Genomic DNA, 13,648 nt, shown 5'->3' with positions numbered 1-13,648 from the left:
AGGAAAGAGGAAGAAGGAAGGAGCCAGAAGAAGGAAGGAGCCAGAAGAAGTATTTTTACAAATATGAGATGCTCCCTATTTGCTCTAAGGTTGACTGAAGTTGTGCTTAAATTCTGAAATAGAAATAAATTTGCCTTGGGTTTTCAGCTTTGTGAGGTATTTTTCTAGTTTGTCAACCATTTTGCTGCCTGAGTCTTTTTTGACGTAACCGGGTAATTTAAACTGGGAAATATCTGTGAATTCCCAGGGGTGAAAGTAGATGTTCAGATAAGAGTCGGTTTCTAGGGTTAGTTGGGTTGCTAATTCTATCATTGAGAGGGGGAAGTTTTTAAAGCTCAACCAAAATAAAGGAAATCTGATCAGAGGAGTGACTGAAATGGGAAGGTTGAGCAGTTTATTCGTATAATATGCAGTTCGGGGTTTAGATAGGTTGTTGTATCTGCCGGGGATGTAAGTTGGATTCATTGATGAGTTGTATTCGTAGCCTGCCTTTTCTATGTCTGCGTCGTCAACGGGCTGAAGTCTTGCCATCCTGAATCCAGTGATTTGAGTATTAGTTATTTGTTCTAAGGTTTGTTTAGATTTCTGTAAATCTTCTAGGCAAAATTGAGAGTGGTAAAAGCCGTGGGATGCGATTTCATGGTGTTGTGAAATTTCTCTGATTGTATCTGGGTTGTGGAGTGCAAAGTTAGCTGTAACAAAAAATGTGGCTGTAATATCTAATTTTTCTAGAAGTGCAATAATCTTTGACAATCCTCGATTAGAAATTTCAAACTTGAGCTCGGATTCCAGGGGTTGACCGTATTCTTCGGGGATGTCAAATTCTTCTATATCAAAGCTCAACAAAATTGATTTATTCATAGTAGCCTGCGCGGTCGTTGGCTCTAATTTTAAATAAGCAGAGCAGCATTTTTAGCGAATCTTTGAATATATTGACTTGAGATTTTTTGTAGATGTGGTGCTGGGCAACTTTGGCGGGAATTTCACCAATGGTATATCCTCTTTTTTTTGCTAAAAAAAGCAGTTCCGCATCAAATGAAAAGCCAGTAATTGTTTGGTATTTAAATATTTCTTGAGCTGGTATTTTGTTAAATCCTTTGAGTCCGGCTTGCATATCTCTATATGGGAGATTCAGAATTTTTCTAGAAATCCAGTTAAATATTTTGCCGGATATTTTTCGGAGTAAGGTAAGATTTCGGAAGTTTTCTCTATCGAGGTTTCTGCAACCAATTACGACATCAAATTCGTCTAATTTTTTGACTAAGGGTTCGAGGTGTTCGAGGGAGTATGCTAAGTCGCCATCCATGAAGCAAATGCAGTCGGCGTTTACAGATTCGCTGCCTTTTTTGACGGCATATCCTTTGCCTTGACGGTTGCTGTAAGAAATTAGTTTGATGTGATGTGTGGGGAAAGTTTTGAGTTTGTCGTCGAGAATTGGCAGTGTATTGTCGGTCGAGCCGTCATTAACAATAATAAAATTGTAACCATGATTTTTTTGAGAAAATTCTAAAATTATGTCAAAGGTTTGGGCTATGCAATTTGCTTCGTTGTAAACAGGCAGAATTACCGCTATCTTCATCATGGTTGTTGCACCGGGCTTTAGGTAAAATATGCTACCACCTCGGGACGTAAATCACAAGTAAAAAAATTACAGATAAAATTTTACAGGAAAATTTACAGATAAAATTTACAGATAAAATTTCTGGCGGGGAGAGGTATTGTTAACTGCGGAGGAGAAAATTGACTTCAACTTCGCCTTGAAAGTGCAAAGCGAAGTTGGACTTTTTGGAACCTTTGAACAGCGGGCAGTTTCGGGGTTGGAGGGTGCTGTCGGAATTGTTGCCATCGCCCCGCCCATACTGGCTAATCTATCTCAAATGATGATTTTTGAGCAAGGGGACGATCGCCACTCCTCTAGCACCATTTGTCAAGTGTGAACGGGGGTTGCCGGATAAGTGCGATCGAGACAAATTGTATCATGCTGGAGTTGATCCAGCTTATCTTTACGGAAAACGCGGGCGATCGACAATCTAGATTCTTCCAGCAGCCCGAAAAACCCTCTTACTCTCCCCCGAACCTTTTACCTCATGAGGTTGTAATTGTCAATGGTAAATTATTTAGTTAACAAATTGCCGGAGTATTTTCAACAGGGTATTACGCTCCGAAAAAAACGCATTATTAGCTTTTTACTAGCATTCATCCTAAGTTGCATCACTTATCAAGTAATCTTAGAAATCATCACAGTACAAATTCCGATTTTCGGCTTTCACGATATTGTTGACATTCAGAATCCCCAGGAAATACCGCCGCTGCGGCGAGAATTTCCCGGCGACTACAGCCAGCAAAACTTGGAAGCTTTTTTAGATTATTTAGTTAGCCATAACTATTGGTTTTTGTCATCCCAAGAGCTTTACAAGTATTTCATAGCCAATCCCAAAAAGCCGATGCCGAGTGAATATCGCGATCGCCCAAAAGTCATGATTACTTTTGACGACGGAAATAAAAGCATTTCTACGCACTTACTACCGATTTTAGAAACACTCGAAAATAAATACGGCAAAAAAACCAAAGTAGTTGTATTTATCAACTCCGGCTTCTTCGGTCATCATGACTCGCTCATAAAAAAAGTAACTTGTCAAGACTTGAGAGACGGAATGCAAAAAGGTTTTTATGATATTCAATCCCACGGACTGAATCACCAAAAGTTAACAAAAATGTCTCTGACCGCATTAGACCGAGAATTATCTGAAGATCAAATTAGATTGAGGAAATGCACCCAAGATTTAGACCCAAATCGAACAGTCGCCTCACACATAGCCTACCCGTTTGGCGCTGTCAACAAACAAGTTGACAAATACGTTGCCAAATATTTCTCATCAGGATACTTGTACGACACTTCAAAATTAAAACTGTGGTTTTTTCCACCCAATAAATACCGAATTTCGAGGTTAACAGTCAATAAAAAATACTCCGCAAAAAGACTCAGCAACCTAGCTTCAGGAAGCTGGCTGCACAAATTAATTGGCAAATAAGCCGGAGAGATTCTATTATTTTAGAACAAAAAAGATGTGTAGTAATATCCTGTCCCGTAAATTAACCGTTATTCCCCTCCGGGTTAGGTTCACCATTATCTATCAAAAATCGCAACAACTCCAGTAAACCCGCCCCGGCCGATATCTTGCGGTCAACCAACCCTACTTGATATAAATTAGAATCCCCAACATCAGAGGTAAAAGACATGGTGAAACAAGAAAATAGTTTAGCAGTTGCTGCCGTTTCCCAACGCGCAGACGCGCTGGATGCCCTGCGCGGACTAGCAGTTTTAGCGATGGTTTTATCCGGTACAATAGCCCGGAAAACATTGCCGGCGTGGATGTATCACGCCCAACTGCCACCGCCGGATCACATTTTTAATAACAAACTGCCGGGATTAACCTGGGTTGATTTGGTTTTCCCCTTCTTTTTGTTTGCAATGGGGGCTGCGATACCGCTAGCTTTGTCACGCCGCATCGCCAAGGGATGGGATACAAAAAAAGTGATTTTATCTATTTTGCAAAGAGGCTTTTTGTTAGCGTCATTTGCGATATTTCTCCAGCACATTCGCCCGACTATAATTAACCCAGACGCCTCCATCCCGCAGAAGTGGTGGATGGCATTGTTTGGATTTTTAATATTATTTTTAATGTATGTTCGCTGGCCGTCCAGGTGGTCTGTGTGGCGGCGGAGATCCTTAACCCTTGCTGCTTGGAGTGCCGGGATTGGCTTCGTATCTCAGATCAAATATCCCAACGGTGTAGGATTTTTAGTTAGCCGTAGCGATATTATCTTGATGGTACTAGCAAATATGGCCGTTTTCGGCTCGCTAATTTGGTTTTTTACTCGTTCAAATATGTGGTTGCGAGTGGGATTTTTGGGTTTGCTGTTGGCGGCGCGACTGTCTTCTCAGACTGACGGTTGGATTAATTTAGTTTGGCGGTACTCTCCTGCACCTTGGCTGTTTCAATTTGATTATTTAAAGTATTTGTTTGTGGTGATTCCCGGTACGATTGTGGGGGATTTGCTGGGTCGGTGGATAGAGTATTCTTCGCCGGAAGAGGCGAGTTATGCTAGCTGGAAGAGTTGGCGCTATTTCAGCATTATGGTTTTGATGTTTACTGTCAATTTAGTATTGTTAATTGGACTGCAAGCTAGATGGGTATGGCAGACTGCATTAGTGACGGTGGTGCTGTGTTTCTGCGCTTTGGTTTTGTTGAGAAAGCCAGGGAATGTCACAGAAAATTTATTAAACCGCCTTTACAAATGGGGGTTTTATTGGGTGGTTTTGGGTTTGCTGTTTGAGCCTTATGAAGGCGGCATCAAGAAAGATTCAGCGACGATGAGTTACTTGTTTTTAACCGCTGGAATGGCTACTTTGCTGTTGATTGGGTTGATTATAATTATCGATGTGTTTCACAGAAAATGGTTTTTGCAGTTGTTTATTGATAACGGGGTGAATCCGATGATTGGCTATGCAGGATTTGCGAATATTATCTGGCCTATTCTGGTTTTAAGTAAATTGGAACCGGTGATTATTGAGATGACTTCAACCAATCCGTTTATGGGGTTTTTGAGGGGGTTGGGATATACGATTATTCTGGCGTTAATTGTCGTAGTGTGTACGAGGTTTAAACTGTTCTTGAGGACATAAATTTTGAGGTTTGTAGTAATAAGTTTAGTTTTTATTGATTCAAACTAAGGGAGAGGACTTCCGTCCTCTCTACGAAAATATTAAGATTGGAGCGACTTCAAAATACCGCTTTCCAACTGATAAATTGCTGCCATGATTCCGCTTTCAGGATTTGTGAGCAGGGACTTTTTGACATCTTTCAAGTATTCTACAATGTGTTCCCGCAAAATCGGTCTTTCTACTTTGACTGTGTGATTATAATCCCACAAATCCCAGATGATAATCCCGATGCCGACAATCGGGTCTATTAAACTTACTCCCAACTGACTAGCGACTGTACCGCCTGTTTTTGTGGCTACCTTGGCGGCCGCTTTGCTGGCAACTTTTGCCGTAACTTTACTACCAACTTTAGCTGCTACTCCCAAAATTAAGGGTTTAGCCACTAAGTAACCGCTACCGCCAACTAATACTTTTAATGATAAATTCGAGACATTTCCTTTATCGCTAATTGTAGTAGCAATATCGTTCAGATATTTGTCCCACTGTACTTGCGGTATATTATAACTGTTTTGAACTACTTTCACATTCTTGCTAACTTCTGATATATACAAATTAGCAGTATCTTGAGTGATTAATTGAAATCGCAGTTGAGCATTTTTGGGTGCCAGAACGCGGTTAGCAAATTCTCTTTGAAAGTCTTCAGTTAATTTTTCGGAAACAGCTTGAGATGCTGCTGTCATATCAAATCTGTTGAGTACGGCAGATTTCACGAAGTTAAAAGGTACGGTAAACTCCATCTTTTTTTGAGTGAAGTAATCAAAGTACCAATCGAGGAAACTGTTGTCAACCCGCGCGATTACTTCGGTTTCCCATTTGTCCAATTCTTTGGATGCGAAAGTTTCGGCTGTTATATGGGATTTTTGGATGGCGTTTTTAATGTCTTGGTTGACTTTGCTGAAATCGTGTGGCGGGGAGACTACAACTGCTGTGGTTCCGGTATTTGTTAGTGACTGGGAAATTAGAAAGTTACCTAATAGGGGAATGATGACTACTAAAATTACGATCGTCCAAATCATCGGTGTCACAGTTTTGATAAACTGACCGATAACTCTGAGACGTTCTGTTTTCTCTGAATAGCTAATTTCTTCCTTGTCTTGACTCATGGCGGTTTCTCAACTGATGAGAGTTTGGCTAGTTTCGATTATAGGCGATCGTACCTGCGATCGTGTTACGGGCGTGTGGCCTGAGATTCTGGAAAGGTTGGAGAAAAGTGCGCCCTTTCATCCCTGACTGTATAATAGTCATAGCCTGAGTTATAGCTCAGGTACTGACTTCCCCAAAAGTATAAAAAAAGATGGTTCAGAAAATAGCTCTATTTAATCACAAGGGCGGCGTTAGCAAAACAACCACTACATTTAATCTAGGATGGATGTTAGCCACCAAGGGAAAAAAAGTAATCTTAGTGGATGCAGATCCGCAATGCAACCTCACAGGTATGGTTTTGGGGTCTTCAACTAAGGAAGAGCTAGAGGAAGTCTATAAAAAAGAACAGAATATTAAATCAGGCTTAGCACCTGCATTTGAATCAAGACCTAAGCTAATTGAGGCTGTAGATTGTTTACCAGTGGAGGCCTGCGAGGGTCTGTTTTTGTTGCCTGGTCATGTGGGATTTGCTGAATATGAGGTAACATTAGGAATTGCACAAGAGCTAAGTGGTTCAATTCAAGCACTTCAAAACTTACCTGGTTCAATTTCATATCTTTTGCAAAAAACAGCAGATAAATTTGAGGCAGATTATATTTTGATTGATATGAGTCCAAGTTTAAGCTCAATCAATCAGAATCTACTGATGACCAGTGATTTTTTTATACTTCCTACCAGTCCTGACTTTTTTTCAGTAATGGCGATTGATTCTTTGGCAACAATTTTGCCAAAATGGTATGCTTGGGCTCAAAAAGCTTCTGAAATGAGGATTTTGCAAGATGCTGCCTATCCATTTCCAAAAGTTACACCGCGCTTTCTTGGGACTGTAGTTCAAAATTATCGAATAATACGTCAAGAACCCGCTGCTGCTTTTCAGAAGTGGATCAATGCCATTGAAGAAGCTGTTTCTACTAGATTAGTACCATCTTTGCAAATAAATAATATGCTACTAAATAATCAGATGTACAATTCTCAAGGAATTGGCAGTGATTTCTGCCTTGCAAAAATTTCTGACTTTAACAGCCTTATTGCTAAGTCTCAAGAGCATCAAACACCAGTTTTTGCCCTCACCTCTGAGCAAATAGAACAGAGTGGTATAGTTTTAACAGATGCTCTAAAAGCACAAAAACCCTTCAGAGAAGCTTTTTCCAAACTAGCAGACAGAGTTATTGGGTTAACGTGCCATGCAGTCAGCAATTGATCTATTTCGCATCAGTATTACCCGCGTTCGCGATTTAATTGCTGTGCATAATTCTCTAAAAGCTCAAGCTAGTAGTGTTCTCGATCTTTCAGATATGCTCAGAGCTGCACTTGTTCTAGCGGTTAGCGCTTTGGACTATTATATTCACGAAGTTGTTAGGATAGGAATGTTAGAAATTCACCGAGGCCAACGTCCTGAACCTCCAGCATTTTCGCGGTTTCAAATTTCACTGGGTAACGCTCGCGCTGGTATAAACGCAGGACAAAATATTGATTCCTGGCTAGAAGATGAAATTCGGCAACGCCACAGCTACAAAAGTTTTCAACAACCAGAAGCTATAGCTGATGCTATCCGGCTGATTAGCGATAAAAAGTTGTGGGAAGAAGTCTCTACTAACATGGGTAGCCCTGCTAGAAGTATAAAACAACAGCTAAGTCTGATTGTCGATCGCCGAAATAAAATTGCACATGAAGCCGATATAGATCCTACATTATCAATAGGCAATCGCTGGCCTATTGATGAACTATTAGTTAATGAAGCGGTTGATTTTATTGAGCAAGTTGTTGAGAGCATACACAACATTTTGTAACCCGCGACGATTAATTAAAAAAGCGATCGCACTCTTCATCCGCGTTAATCTGCGTTAATCTGCCTGCATCAGCGGTTCATAAAAAAATAAAAGAGCGTGAAGCGAAGCTATCCCGAAGGGAATCGCCCTTTAACCCTCCCTCAAACTCGATCGTCCTTATCTGATTATCTTTTAACCTGCTTTACTTAACACAACCAGAATGTACTGGTCAAGACTAACTCCTTCCCTTTCCGCTTTTTCTGCTAAACTCAAATGTAGAGATTTAGGAATTTGCAACGATAAATTTCCGCTATACTCAATTTCCGTTGTAGGTAAAGGAATCTCATCTTCACACTCATAAGCTGTTTCTATCCATAATTCCCTAGCTTCCTGAATATTCTCCATCGCTTCCGATAAAGTTTCACCCTGAGACATACAGCCAGGAAGGTCTTTGATTATAGCTGTATAACCTTCGGATTCTGGATAAAAACTGATAGGATATTTAAGACTCAAGTAATAGTCTAGAGATTTAAGCTTGACTTTCATCTTCTGATTCATTGCTCCATTCCTCCAGTTTTAATAGCACAACAATTTGCTTGACGTATACTCCTTTTACCTTCTTCCCACCTTTTTTAGAAACTGTAATTTTTAATCCATCAGCATTTCGGAAAGTATGGTGACTTCCTTTCGATCGCTTTTCTTCAAATCCAAAAGCTGTTAGAATATAGCACACATCGTCAAAGCGCACTTCTGGTGGATTTGCTAAAAATTGTTCTACCAGTTTTCCTAACTTGCCCAGGAAGTTTTACAGATGCTTGTACTATTCTAATAAATAAGGGCGGGCATTGCCCACCCTCGCTATGAATCAGGTGTAATTCAAAAATTAAACCTTCGCTTCATTCTTCACCAAATTACCCCAACCCAAATCCTTCAGCGAATTATTCCGGCGCAACGGACGAGTCACCAACTCCAAAATATCCCGCGCATTACCAAAGCCGTGAATCTGAGCAAAAGTAAACTCAACTGACCACTTAGTATTAATTCCCCGCGCTTCCAAAGGATTAGCGTGAGCCATACCAGTAATCACCAAGTCAATATTCTGCTCGTAAATCCGCTGCAACTGATTGTAATTGTCTGGTTTCTCCACAATCCGAGGAGTAGGAACTCCCATCTCGTGACAAGTCTTTTCTAACAAAGCCAACTCGGCCGCCTGATAGCGCTTGTCCATGTAAGGAATGCCGATTTCCGGGCAAGTCATGCCGCAGCGAATCAAGAAACGTGCTAAAGAAATCTCTAGCAAATTGTCGCCCATAAAGAAGACAGATTTGCCGCGAATTATTTGCAGGTAATCTTCCAAACCTGCCCAGATTTGCGCTTCCCGTTCGTCCAAACCTTTTGGTTCAATTCCCAACACTGAGCAAATCTTTTCAATCCAAGCGCGAGTTCCGTCAGGGCCGATGGGGAACGGAGCACCAATTAATTTACACTTACGGCGGCGCATCAAAGTGCTCGCAGTACGCGACAAGAACGGATTCATGCCTGATACATAATAACCTTCTTCCAAGACTGGCAATTCAGTGTAGCGCTTGGAAGGAAGCCAACCGGAAACTTTGATTCCTTGCTTCTTCAATTCTAAGGTTAGCTGAGTAACAACCGGGTCGGGCAAAGAACCAAAAAGTACCAGCGGCGTGTGCTTGACATATTCCGATTCATCTGCTGCAACTTCCTCTTTTTTCTTGCCGAAATTCAGCAGTTGAGAGATAGCATTGCGTTCTTGTTTCTGAGATTCCATCACGGGCGCTTTCTCAGGGCATTTAGCAGCCATTGCTGCCAAAACGGTATCTTCCCCTTGAGTAAAAGCGTAATCCAAGCCGTTAGCGCGGGCTGTGACGATGGGAATGCCAATTTCTGCTTCGAGTTTCGGTGCTAACCCTTCCAAATCCATTTTGATGATTTCGGTGGTGCAAGTGCCGATCCAGACAATTACACTGGGGTTACGATCGCGCTTAATTTGCAAGCACAGCCGCTTCAACTCATCATAATCGTTTAACTGAGCGGAAATATCGCCTTCTTCCAACTCAGCCATCGCATAGCGAGGCTCAGCAAAAATCATCACGCCCATTGCGTTTTGCAAGAAATAGCCGCAAGTCTTGGTACCGATGACCAAGAAAAAACTATCTTCAATTTTTTGATAAAGCCAAGCTACGCAACTAATCGGACAAAAAGTGTGATAATTGCCTGTTTCGCATTCAAAGTTTAAAGCTTCCGGTTCATTAGTAGTAATAGCAGTCATATCTCAAATCTTCTCCATTTAAATTGTTTTTCGTCTCGAACAGGACTTGCGGCGGAGCGAGGAAACACCTGGATTTTGCGATCGTCTCGGTGCGATCGCCCAGGAGAGGAATAGGCTGTTTTTCCTCTCAAACGCGAACAGCCGCAGTGGCGATCAAACACCTGCGAAAGCGCGATCGCGACGCACAGCGAACAATAAATAGAAATACCTATTTTGGGGCTAATTCCTGTGAAAAATAGATGCAGCCCATTCACTATTTCCGCAGCAGCCGCAGCATCCAAAATTTGAGCTAAAAAATTCTGCGCGAGGGCATATAATCCCTCACAGCAGGGATTTAGTGTTCTTCAACTCGCTCGCGGGAAAAAGCCTTTTGGCAGTTGTGAGTTTGAGCTAATTAAAAATTAACAACTCGCAACTCACAACTCACAAATAGAGCGGAAAACTTCCAGACTAGAAGAGATGCGGGCGATCGCAACAACCTCACTTAAAATCAGATAAAAAGCCGGAAATTTCTTCATCTTCATCGTCGGAATCCAAATCGCCGAGATCTAGAGCATCTAAATCATCTTCATCTGGATCTCCGGTAGTTGCTTCCCCCAGATCGTCGAGTCCGAGATCGTCGAGGTCATCGTCATCAGATACAGAGAAATCGTCAATACCGTCATCGTCCAAGTCGCCCAGATCCATGTCTAGGTCATCTGAGGTCGCTGTCCCAAAAGGATCGGGTATTTCTTCGGCGACAAACTCTGCATCTTCTTCCCCAAACGGATCGGAAATCCCCGATTCAAGATCTCCAGAGGTCAAAGTCCCAAATTGTGAGGCTTCATCTTCCTCGTCATCGCCGAGGTCGAGACCGCCCAAAGCCGAGGCTTCATCTTCCTCGTCATCATCGCCGAGGCCGAGACCGCCCAAAGCCAAGGCTTCATCTTCCTCGTCATCATCGCCGAGGCCGAGACCGCCCAAAGCCAAGGCTTCATCTTCCTCGTCATCGTCCATATCAAAATCCGATACGGCGTCTTCCTCATCGTCGCCCATATCAAAGTCAGATACGGCGTCTTCCTCATCGTCGCCCATATCGAAGTCAGATACGGCGTCTTCCTCATCGTCTTCGAGACCGAGACCGTCCAAAGCCGAGGCTTCTTCCTCGTCATCGTCCATGTCGAAGTCGGAGACCGCTTCTTCCTCGTCATCGTCCATGTCGAAGTCGGAGACCGCTTCTTCCTCATCGTCGTCCATATCGAAGTCGGAGACCGCTTCTTCCTCGTCATCGCCCAGGTCGAAGTCAGATACGGCATCTTCCTCGTCATCGCCCAGGTCGAAATCAGAGACTGCTTCTTCCTCAAACTCATCGAAGGATTCGTCGTCGGAACTCAGTGCTGACGCAGCAGCAGCCAGACCGGCCGCTCCGGCGACTCCGGCGACTACTCCGGCTGCTGCTAAGGCCGCACCGCCCAATTTATTAGATTTGGCATCAGCGGGTGCAGCAGTTGCAGTTTGAGCGGCTGCGGGTGCAGCAGTTGCAGTTTGAGGGACTGCGGGTGCAGCAGTTGCCTTTTGAGCGGCTGCGGGTGCAGCAGTTGCAGTTTGAGCGGCTGCGGGTGCAGTAGTTGCAGTTTGAGCGGCTGCGGGTGTTGGAGATGTGCCGATCGTCTGCGGCACGATATTTGAGGGCATACCCAGCGCGATGTCAGGGTCAAAATTTAGCCCCAACACTTCGATCAGGCTGTCTGCATCCGGCTTGAGTTTTGAGAAGGGCAGCATTAATTGCTGGAGTTCCGGCTCCAGGGCAGCCGCAATTCCCAGGATGAGGTAAGAAACAGGCCTTTTCCCGCCGTCGGGTGTGGCGACCGTGTTGTCAGCCGTCATGTGCAGGAGCAGCCAAGCCCGATTTACCTGGTAGTAGTCCAACCACTTCTGTTTGAGAGCAACTGAAAAAGTATCAAAAAAAGCCATAACCTCTTTATCCTCATCCTGATCGCTAGACCTATTAAACCATCATCAGGTCTAGCTCATCTTCCTCCTTCTTGACCACCGGTTGCACTGGATTTAGATAAAAATCTGAAAGTAAGGCGAATAATTCGCGATCGGGCGTGTCGTTGGGCACTACTCCTTCGGGCATTGCCAAAATCTGGTCAGCGATGTTGAGGTAGTAATCGCAGACGTAGTTGAGGGAAGGATCGCTTTCGGCCATCTCAAACAATGTTTTGCCTTTGACGCGAGAAACTCGGATGTCTTCAATCAGGGGCAGCACTTCCAGCACCGGCATGGGTACAGAGTCAATGTACTTGTCGATCAAGTCGCGCTTTGAGGTGCGGTTGCCAATTAAACCGGCGAGTCGCAACGGGTGAGTGCGGGCTTTTTCGCGGACTGAGGCGGCGATGCGGTTGGCCGCAAATAAAGCGTCGAACCCGTTGTCGGTAACAATCATGCAGTAATCGGCGTAGTTCAAGGGGGCTGCAAAACCGCCGCACACTACGTCACCGAGCACGTCGAACAGGATGATGTCGTATTCGTCGAAGGCATTGAGTTCTTTGAGCAGTTTGACGGTTTCGCCGACTACATAGCCGCCGCAGCCAGCTCCTGCGGGAGGGCCGCCTGCTTCTACGCAGTCAACGCCGCCGTAGCCTTTGTATATGACATCTTCTGGCCAAACGTCTTCGTAGTGATAGTCCTTTTGCTGAAGGGTGTCAATAATTGTGGGGATCAAGAAGCCAGTGAGGGTAAATGTGCTGTCGTGCTTTGGATCGCAACCGATTTGCAAAACTTTTTTGCCGCGCTTGGCTAGGGCAACGGAGATGTTGCAGCTTGTTGTCGATTTACCAATTCCACCTTTTCCGTAAACTGCTAGTTTCACTCTTGGTTCTCCTATAGGTTTCTATCAAAACGATGAGGGCTGGGGTTTCATGCTTTTTTTCGATCGCCCAATTGCAATAGCCCAATTGCAATAGCCCAATTGCAATGCCTTTACTGTCAGTCGATTGGAGATTTCAGATTTGAGATTAAAGAATCGACTCCACAGATGAATCTGGGGCTTCTCCCTAACTAAAATTTTCGATCTCGACGACTTTTGTTTGGGGCTTGTATCCGTCTTTGGGTTAGGCCAATTTTGGACTCGGCCCTTAGTCACCTCGTTGAAAGCATTATTAGCTAACTTGCGATGAAAAGAAAGGGGGCGTCTAAATGAAAATGCTAGTAAATTTGTTTATTTTGCATCTTTGGGAATCTTAACTGGTTTTTGGATTTAAAAATCTATTTTTAGATTTTTTTTAGATTCTTAATTAATTTTAGGATACTTTTTTAATATAAAGAGGTACAAAAATAAAACAAAAATTAACTTGTCAAACAATCTGGGCTTTTGGCTTTGGGGCTAGGATGCAGGCAGTTGATGGCTTGTGCGGCTAACTTGAACGGGCACAAAGGCGCTAGTGGATGAGGCAAAGGAGATAGTGAGTTGGGCCCATTTGGGTCAGGGGAGGGCAAAGTGATGTTAGCTTTCGGCTGTGGCGGGTGATTTTGCTGGGGTTTTGAGTGTTGTGTAAAAAATTGTGAATTTTTAGGAATTGGCGGGTGAGGGGGAGATTGGGGGAGCGGGAGAGTTGGAGAGTTGGAGATTGGGAGAATATTATTTTTTCCCAATGACTACTGATACGAGTTAAAAAAAAGAATGCAACTGTAGGCCCGCGCTCCAAACCACGAGCTTCCTCAGTGATTTCCAAT

General features: G+C 43.5%; 15 protein-coding genes. 5 read left to right on the top strand and 10 right to left on the bottom strand.

Features of this window, described 5'->3' with window-relative positions; all coding sequences use genetic code 11:
• Positions 1-84 precede the first annotated feature (84 nt).
• Positions 85-861: a polysaccharide deacetylase family protein gene (locus QUB35_RS08495; RefSeq protein ID WP_333141146.1), complete on the bottom strand. Its 777-nt coding sequence runs from the start codon at positions 859-861 to the stop codon at positions 85-87.
• Complete coding sequence (locus QUB35_RS08490; RefSeq protein ID WP_333141144.1) at positions 854-1,582, bottom strand: glycosyltransferase; 729 nt, start codon at positions 1,580-1,582, stop codon at positions 854-856. Before QUB35_RS08490 ends, QUB35_RS08495 begins: the two co-directional genes overlap by 8 nt.
• A 136-nt stretch (positions 1,583-1,718) precedes the next feature.
• Here QUB35_RS08490 and QUB35_RS08485 point away from each other — a divergent pair, with 136 nt between their 5' ends.
• Positions 1,719-1,937, top strand: coding sequence for a hypothetical protein (locus QUB35_RS08485; RefSeq protein WP_333141142.1), 219 nt, complete (start codon positions 1,719-1,721; stop codon positions 1,935-1,937).
• Between the two features lie 168 nt (positions 1,938-2,105).
• On the top strand, positions 2,106-3,032 hold the full coding sequence (locus QUB35_RS08480) for a polysaccharide deacetylase family protein (RefSeq protein ID WP_333141140.1): 927 nt from the start codon (positions 2,106-2,108) through the stop codon (positions 3,030-3,032).
• Positions 3,033-3,093: 61 nt separating this feature from the next.
• On the opposite strand, the gene QUB35_RS08475 is transcribed toward QUB35_RS08480, so the two are convergent.
• Complete coding sequence (locus QUB35_RS08475) at positions 3,094-3,240, bottom strand: hypothetical protein (protein WP_333141138.1); 147 nt, start codon at positions 3,238-3,240, stop codon at positions 3,094-3,096.
• On the opposite strand from QUB35_RS08475, the gene QUB35_RS08470 reads away from it, so the two are divergent.
• Positions 3,239-4,687, top strand: coding sequence for a DUF5009 domain-containing protein (locus tag QUB35_RS08470; protein WP_333141136.1), 1,449 nt, complete (start codon positions 3,239-3,241; stop codon positions 4,685-4,687). The genes QUB35_RS08475 and QUB35_RS08470 overlap by 2 nt on opposite strands.
• 80 nt (positions 4,688-4,767) lie before the next feature.
• On the opposite strand, the gene QUB35_RS08465 is transcribed toward QUB35_RS08470, so the two are convergent.
• The gene (locus QUB35_RS08465) at positions 4,768-5,829 is read right to left on the bottom strand and encodes a hypothetical protein (RefSeq protein ID WP_333141134.1); all 1,062 of its coding nucleotides are present in this window, start codon (positions 5,827-5,829) and stop codon (positions 4,768-4,770) included.
• 191 nt (positions 5,830-6,020) lie between these two features.
• On the opposite strand from QUB35_RS08465, the gene QUB35_RS08460 reads away from it, so the two are divergent.
• Both QUB35_RS08460 and QUB35_RS08455 read left to right on the top strand, forming a co-directional pair.
• Entirely contained in the window at positions 6,021-7,070 is a 1,050-nt protein-coding gene (locus QUB35_RS08460) for an AAA family ATPase (RefSeq protein ID WP_333141132.1), read from the top strand.
• A complete protein-coding gene (locus QUB35_RS08455; protein WP_333141130.1) occupies positions 7,054-7,659 on the top strand; it encodes a HEPN domain-containing protein in 606 nt (201 codons plus the stop codon). The genes QUB35_RS08460 and QUB35_RS08455 overlap by 17 nt, the downstream gene beginning before the upstream one ends.
• A 171-nt stretch (positions 7,660-7,830) precedes the next feature.
• Here QUB35_RS08455 and QUB35_RS08450 read toward each other — a convergent pair whose 3' ends face one another.
• From QUB35_RS08450 to bchL, 6 genes are all read right to left on the bottom strand, one after another.
• The gene (locus tag QUB35_RS08450) at positions 7,831-8,196 is read right to left on the bottom strand and encodes a type II toxin-antitoxin system HicB family antitoxin (RefSeq protein WP_333141128.1); all 366 of its coding nucleotides are present in this window, start codon (positions 8,194-8,196) and stop codon (positions 7,831-7,833) included.
• On the bottom strand, positions 8,168-8,371 hold the full coding sequence (locus QUB35_RS08445; RefSeq protein ID WP_333141126.1) for a type II toxin-antitoxin system HicA family toxin: 204 nt from the start codon (positions 8,369-8,371) through the stop codon (positions 8,168-8,170). The genes QUB35_RS08450 and QUB35_RS08445 overlap by 29 nt, the downstream gene beginning before the upstream one ends.
• Positions 8,372-8,521: 150 nt before the next feature.
• Entirely contained in the window at positions 8,522-9,931 is a 1,410-nt protein-coding gene (locus QUB35_RS08440; protein ID WP_199292772.1) for a ferredoxin:protochlorophyllide reductase (ATP-dependent) subunit N, read from the bottom strand.
• Positions 9,928-10,212, bottom strand: coding sequence for a hypothetical protein (locus tag QUB35_RS08435; protein ID WP_333141124.1), 285 nt, complete (start codon positions 10,210-10,212; stop codon positions 9,928-9,930). The genes QUB35_RS08440 and QUB35_RS08435 overlap by 4 nt, the downstream gene beginning before the upstream one ends.
• A 199-nt stretch (positions 10,213-10,411) precedes the next feature.
• A complete protein-coding gene (locus QUB35_RS08430; protein WP_333141122.1) occupies positions 10,412-11,884 on the bottom strand; it encodes a DUF5331 domain-containing protein in 1,473 nt (490 codons plus the stop codon).
• 34 nt (positions 11,885-11,918) lie between these two features.
• Entirely contained in the window at positions 11,919-12,785 is an 867-nt protein-coding gene (gene bchL, locus QUB35_RS08425) for a ferredoxin:protochlorophyllide reductase (ATP-dependent) iron-sulfur ATP-binding protein (RefSeq protein WP_006634709.1), read from the bottom strand.
• Between the last annotated feature and the right edge of the window lie 863 nt (positions 12,786-13,648).

The organism is Microcoleus sp. B13-B6 (assembly GCF_036705405.1).
Classification (GTDB): Bacteria; Cyanobacteriota; Cyanobacteriia; order Cyanobacteriales; family Microcoleaceae; genus Microcoleus.
The sequence above is the reverse complement of the archived record's forward strand: the minus strand, read 5'-3'. Positions and strand labels throughout refer to the sequence as shown.

What these genes read in the sequence shown, in the direction of transcription:
- QUB35_RS08490 (WP_333141144.1), bottom strand. Translation starts at nt 1,582, where the DNA reads ATGATGAAGATAGCGGTAATTCTGCCTGTTTACAACGAAGCAAATTGC.
- QUB35_RS08430 (WP_333141122.1), bottom strand. Translation starts at nt 11,884, where the DNA reads ATGGCTTTTTTTGATACTTTTTCAGTTGCTCTCAAACAGAAGTGGTTG.
- QUB35_RS08465 (WP_333141134.1), bottom strand. Translation starts at nt 5,829, where the DNA reads ATGAGTCAAGACAAGGAAGAAATTAGCTATTCAGAGAAAACAGAACGT.
- QUB35_RS08495 (WP_333141146.1), bottom strand. Translation starts at nt 861, where the DNA reads ATGAATAAATCAATTTTGTTGAGCTTTGATATAGAAGAATTTGACATC.
- QUB35_RS08450 (WP_333141128.1), bottom strand. Translation starts at nt 8,196, where the DNA reads ATGAATCAGAAGATGAAAGTCAAGCTTAAATCTCTAGACTATTACTTG.
- QUB35_RS08455 (WP_333141130.1), top strand. Translation starts at nt 7,054, where the DNA reads ATGCAGTCAGCAATTGATCTATTTCGCATCAGTATTACCCGCGTTCGC.
- QUB35_RS08440 (WP_199292772.1), bottom strand. Translation starts at nt 9,931, where the DNA reads ATGACTGCTATTACTACTAATGAACCGGAAGCTTTAAACTTTGAATGC.
- QUB35_RS08475 (WP_333141138.1), bottom strand. Translation starts at nt 3,240, where the DNA reads ATGTCTTTTACCTCTGATGTTGGGGATTCTAATTTATATCAAGTAGGG.
- QUB35_RS08460 (WP_333141132.1), top strand. Translation starts at nt 6,021, where the DNA reads ATGGTTCAGAAAATAGCTCTATTTAATCACAAGGGCGGCGTTAGCAAA.
- QUB35_RS08480 (WP_333141140.1), top strand. Translation starts at nt 2,106, where the DNA reads ATGGTAAATTATTTAGTTAACAAATTGCCGGAGTATTTTCAACAGGGT.
- QUB35_RS08470 (WP_333141136.1), top strand. Translation starts at nt 3,239, where the DNA reads ATGGTGAAACAAGAAAATAGTTTAGCAGTTGCTGCCGTTTCCCAACGC.